This window comes from Nitrosospira sp. Nl5 (genome assembly GCF_900102495.1).
GTDB lineage: Bacteria > Pseudomonadota > Gammaproteobacteria > Burkholderiales > Nitrosomonadaceae > Nitrosospira.
Map to the genome: position 1 here is coordinate 1 of NZ_FMVQ01000032.1, position 1,459 is coordinate 1,459.

The following is a 1,459-nucleotide window of genomic DNA, read 5'->3' on the forward strand; positions in this document are numbered from 1 at the left end:
ATCAGCGCCACCGCTTCCGGACGCGCTTCTACCTGCCGCTCGATCAACCGGTGAACAGGCTCGGCATCTCCATAACGCCGCTCATTCACGCCCCATGCCTTAAGTTGCGCGCGCTCGGCTTCACTAAGAAGCTCAACATCGCCCAACTGCTGTGCCGAATCCTGTGCAATGCGGACGAGCAGCCTATTAACCTGTGCCGCGATAGTACTCACGATATCCCTGGAGAAATGCTTGCGTGCATAGCTGTAGTTGAGGCATAACGAGCTGGCCTGCGTCACGGATACCATCATCGGGTAATTGCTGGCTTCCCGGTTTGAAACGTTCGAGAAGATCAGCCCGCCCGGCATAGCCTCCTTTAAGGCCTCATCCATCGGATAGTTCTCGAACACCAGGATGTTGTCGAACCAACCCTGGCCGCTTTGCCCGGTCCAGCGCTGAATTTCGTACAAGGGCGTGTGTTCGTGTTCGCGCGAAGCGAGGTTCTGCGCCTGCAGGTCCCGCATCCACGCGCCTGTCTCTTGTTCGGGCGCGACCGCTGCGACCACGGGCAGTGTATTGATGAATAGCCCGAGCAAATGCTCTGCTCCTGCCAGATCCGCTGGTCTTCCCGCGACAGTCACCCCGAAAACAACTTTTTCCCGGCCGATATAACGGCTAAGCAGCAGCGCCCAGGCTGCCTGCACCAGGGTATTGAGGGTGACGCGCTCGCGCTTTGCGAACTGAACCAGCCCCTCGGTAACATCCGGCCCCATCTCGCTGACATACTCACCATAGCCCAAAGACTCTTTCTCTTTCACTGGGGATAAGGCGGTCGCCAGTCGGGTAGGCTCTGCCACATCTTGCAATCGCTCTTTCCAGTATGATTCTGATGCGCTGGCATTCAGGCAGCCCAGCCATGCGATGAAATCGCGATAGCGGCTGCGAGACGCAGGAGGCTTCTTGCCCGCGTAACGGCTCAGCACTTCGCCCAGGAGCTGGGACGTGCTCCATCCATCCAGCAGCAGATGGTGGACGGTCCAGATTACGTGATACCTGTTGTCCCCGACGCGCACCAATGCCAGCCGCATGAGGGATGGTTTTTCCAGGTCGAAACCGAGGACATGTTCCGACCGGGCCAGGGCGTCCAGATCCCGTTCCTGATTTTCGGGGAAATGACTTGCCCGATCCCACCAGTCGTATTCCACGCAGGGCAGCTCAGCGGTTTTTGCTACCCATTGCAAAGGCGTTTTACTCTCGTGCAGGAAACCGGTACGCAATATTTCGTGACGATCAATTGCGGCCTGCCATGCGGCCTTGAACCGTGCTATATCCACCGCCTCGATGTCCACTCTCAACTGATTAAGGTAGACGCCAGCCTCGTTGTCGAATACGCTGTGGAACAGCATCCCGGACTGCATCGGCGAGAGTGGATAAAGGTCTTCAAGCTGCCCCGCTGGCAGGGACAAAGCGTCCAATTCTT

1 protein-coding gene is annotated in these 1,459 nt (G+C 57.7%); it reads right to left on the reverse strand.

Going from position 1 to position 1,459, the window contains the following annotated elements; translation table 11 throughout:
* Positions 1 to 1,459, reverse strand: a 1,459-nt coding sequence (locus BLP45_RS14215; protein ID WP_218117998.1) for a condensation domain-containing protein, incomplete at both ends; no start/stop codon positions are given.